Genomic DNA, 3,929 nt, shown 5'->3' on the forward strand with positions numbered 1-3,929 from the left:
GGCTGGAGGAGCTCGTCGAAACGGGCGAGTTGCTGCCGGTGCGCGTCGAAGGCTGGGACAAGCCGGCCTATCTTCACCGGGACGCCCGCCTGCCGCGCAAAATCGGGGCCCGCGCCCTGCTGGCGCCCTTCGATCCGGTTGTCTTCGAACGATCGCGCACCGAGCGGCTGTTCGATTTCCATTACCGCATCGAGATCTACACGCCGGCCGACAAGCGGCAATACGGCTATTATGTCCTGCCGTTCCTGCTCGGCGACAGGATCGTGGCACGCGTCGACCTCAAGGCCGACCGCCCGGCCAGCATACTGCGCGTCCATGCGGCCTATGCCGAGCCGGGTGCGCCGCCTGAAACCGCTGCAGAACTGTTCGAGGAATTGAAGCAGATGCAGGGCTGGCTTGGCCTTGACCGCATGGAAGTGACCCCGGCCGGCGATTTGGGTCCGGCGCTGGCCGACATCGCCATGTCGTAAGCTCGCGTTGACACCGCCGCTCGCAAAAGCCTAAATCCGGTTCAGATGGTCTCTTGCCCGCAACGGCAAGAGCTAAGAGGGAATGCGGTGCGGGGCAAAATCCCAAATCCGCGGCTGTCCCCGCAACTGTAAGCGAAGAGCCAAGGCCGAAAGCCACTGGGAGTTCCCGGGAAGGCGGCTACCCAAGGCGATGACCCGCGAGCCAGGAGACCTGCCGTCTGCGACTTTAGAATCCGATCGCCCGGCGGGTTTCCGGGCAAGGAGCCCGATCTTTGGACCACGACAGCAGTTTTTCGGCTGGCACAGCGGATATTTCGTCCGACCATGATGATGCCTTGGCCGGCGTCACCATCATCGTCTGCGCCTCCTGCCGCAATGAGACCGGCTCCGACGCCCATCCCCGCGCCGGCGAATTGCTGGCGGAGGATACGCGCCGCGCCGCATCCGGCGACGACATCCGCATCCGCAGCGTCGAATGCCTTGGCAATTGCAAGCGGCGCCTCAGCGCCGCCATCCTGCGCGACGGCTGCTGGAGCTATGTCTTTGGCGACCTGACCGAGACCAGCGGCGCCGACCTCGTCACGGGCGCCAAGCTTTTCGCCACCTCGACCGACGGTCTCATTCCCTGGCGTGGCCGCCCCGATAGCCTGAAGCGCGGCCTCGTTGCCCGCATCCCTCCCCTCGACCTGCTGAAGGACTGACCATGACTGCCCCAGATTCGTCTGCGAACCTCTCCCGCGTTCCCTGCACCGTCGTCACCGGCTTCCTCGGCGCCGGCAAGACGACGCTGGTCCGCTATCTCCTGGAAAACGCCGGCGGCAAGCGCATTGCCATCATCGTCAACGAATTCGGCGACATCGGCATTGACGGCGAGATCCTGAAGGGCTGCGGCATCGACACCTGTCCGGAGGAAAACATCGTCGAACTGGCCAATGGCTGCATCTGCTGCACCGTTGCCGACGACTTCGTCCCGGCGCTTGACAAGATCCTGTCGCTGACGCCGAGGGTCGACCACATCCTGATCGAGACTTCGGGCCTGGCGCTGCCCAAGCCGCTGGTCCAGGCCTTTCAATGGCCGAGCGTGAAGAGCCGCGTCACAGTCGACGGCGTCATTGCCGTGGTCGACGGCCCGGCCTTGGCCGAAGGCCGCGCCGCCAACGACATGGATGCCCTGCAGGCGCAGCGCGCCGGGGACGAGACGCTCGACCACGACGACCCGGTGGAAGAACTGTTCGAGGACCAGATCGCCTGCGCCGACCTGATCATCCTGTCGAAGAGCGACCTGATGGACGCCGCCGGCACCGCCCGCGCCAATGCTGTCATTGGCGAACACTCCGCCCGCGCCGTGAAGATCGTGCCGACGTCGCATGGCAAGGTCGATCCCTCGGTGCTGCTCGGGCTCGGTCTGGCCGTCGAGGACGACATCCAGAACCGCAAGTCCCATCATGACGGCGCATTCGACCACGAGCATGACGACTTCGACACCTTCATCGTCGACATTGCCTCGATCGCCAATCCGGACGAGCTGGCAAAGCGCGTCGCCACCGTCGCCGAAGAAGAGAACGTGCTGCGCGTAAAAGGCTTCGTCGAAGTCGGCGGCAAGCCGATGCGGCTCTTGCTGCAGGCCGTCGGGCCGCGCGTCAATCATTACTATGACCGCGCCTGGACCGCGCAGGACGACCGCCGCTCGCGTCTCGTCGTCATCGGCCTGAAAGGGCTGAACCGCCCGGCGATCGAGCGTATACTCGCCGGCTGATTTCGGACACGGGTCGCGATGCACATCCTCACCACGACATCCGCCTCGCTCGACGACCTCGCCGAGCCGGTCGATCTGCGGCAGACGCCGGCGGATATCGTGGCGCTGTCCTTCACCGACAGCGACCTCGCCGGACTGGCGGCAGCCTGGAAGGCCGATGCCGGCCGCCTGCCCTCGATGCGGCTGGCCGCACTGCGTGACCTGCGCCATCCGATGTCCGTCGACCTCTGGGTCGACAGCGTCGCCCGCCACGCCAAGATCATCCTGGTGCGCATCCTCGGCGGCTACGACTGGTGGCGCTACGGCTGCGACCAGCTCGCCTCGACTGCCCGCGAACGCGGCATAAAGCTGGCGCTGCTGCCCGGCGAATGCCGCGACGAGGATTTGCGCCTGATCGAAGCCTCGACGCTGCCGCGCGAAGAGTTGGACGGCCTGCTCGACTATTTCCGCGAGGGCGGCCCGGCGAATATGAGCGCGCTGGTGCGGAGATTGGCGCGGCTGGCGGGGTCGGATGCGGCTGTTGCTGAGCCGGTTGCCGTGCCGAAAGTTGGCTACTACGAGCCCGGACGTGGCGTCGTCCCCCTCCCCCTCGAGGGGAGGGTCCGGCCGCAGGCCGGGGGTGGGGTCCTCTCCGAAGCGCGCCGGCCTAAAGAGACGCCGCGTCCGGTCGTACCGACCCCACCCGGCCCTGCGGGCCACCCTCCCCTCGAGGGGGAGGGAAAGGTCGTGCCTATCCTGTTCTACCGCTCGATGCTGCTGGCCGCCGATGTCGCGCCGATCGACGCACTTTTTGAAGCTCTGCGACAGCGCGGCATCAACCCAGTCCCCATCTTCGTCTCCAGCCTCAAGGACCCGGCATCCCTGGCGTTCGTGGAAACAGCACTCGCCTCACTGAAACCCGCCGCCATCATCACCGCGACCGCTTTCGCGTCCGGTGCCGAACCGGGCAATGAGACCTTGTTCGACCGCGCCGGCGTGCCGGTCTTCCAGGTCATCGTCGCCACCACCCGCCGCGACGTCTGGGAGACCAACCAGCGCGGCCTGGCGCCCGCCGACCTTGCCATGCATGTCGTGCTGCCCGAGCTCGACGGCCGCATCCTGGCTGGCGCCATTTCCTTCAAGGGCGAGAGCGAGATCGATCCAGCACTTGGCCACCGCGCTTTCGCCAACCGGCCGGAACCGGATCGCGTGGCGCAAGTGGCTGACCGCGTCGCGGCCTTCATCCGCCTGCAGGAGACAGCCCGCGCCGAGCGCAAGCTGGCGATCCTGATGCCGGATTATCCCAGCGCCCCCGGCCGCACCGGCTATGCCGTCGGCCTCGACGTGCCGTCCAGCGTGCTGGCGATGCTGCATGACCTGAGGGGACAGGGCTATGATGTTGAGGGGATACCGGAGACGCCGCGGGAACTGCTGGGTATGTTGGAAACGGGCGAGCATGGGCTGGCCTTGCAGGATTACATGGCCTTCTCGAACGAATTGCCGACTGCGGCAATTGTTGCGATCGAAGCCGCTTGGGGGAAGGTGGAAGATGAGACGGGTCTGCGCGAGGCGCCCCCCTCTGTCCTGCCGGACATCTCCCCCTCAAGGGGGGAGATTGCGCTGTCATTACCGGTTTCGCCAATCTCCAATGTTGCGGAGAGGGCGGAGCGTCAAAACTGCCAATCTCCCCCCTTGAGGGGGAGATGTCCGGCAGGACAGAGGGG

Annotated in this window: 4 protein-coding genes and 1 riboswitch; all 4 genes read left to right on the forward strand. The window is 66.1% G+C overall.

Annotation, left to right across the window (positions count from 1 at the left end):
* A partial coding sequence (locus tag EN750_RS22455) for a crosslink repair DNA glycosylase YcaQ family protein (RefSeq protein ID WP_145967837.1) occupies positions 1-470 on the forward strand: 470 nt, incomplete at its 5' end.
* 29 nt (positions 471-499) lie between these two features.
* Positions 500-704, forward strand: a riboswitch (cobalamin riboswitch).
* Between the two features lie 38 nt (positions 705-742).
* Complete coding sequence (locus tag EN750_RS22460) at positions 743-1,171, forward strand: DUF1636 family protein (RefSeq protein ID WP_127397675.1); 429 nt, start codon at positions 743-745, stop codon at positions 1,169-1,171.
* 2 nt (positions 1,172-1,173) lie between these two features.
* On the forward strand, positions 1,174-2,226 hold the full coding sequence (gene cobW / locus EN750_RS22465) for a cobalamin biosynthesis protein CobW (protein WP_127397676.1): 1,053 nt from the start codon (positions 1,174-1,176) through the stop codon (positions 2,224-2,226).
* Between the two features lie 18 nt (positions 2,227-2,244).
* A partial coding sequence (locus tag EN750_RS22470) for a cobaltochelatase subunit CobN (RefSeq protein ID WP_245482770.1) occupies positions 2,245-3,929 on the forward strand: 1,685 nt, incomplete at its 3' end.

This window comes from Mesorhizobium sp. M7A.F.Ca.ET.027.03.2.1, assembly GCF_003999175.1.
Classification (GTDB): domain Bacteria; phylum Pseudomonadota; class Alphaproteobacteria; order Rhizobiales; family Rhizobiaceae; genus Mesorhizobium.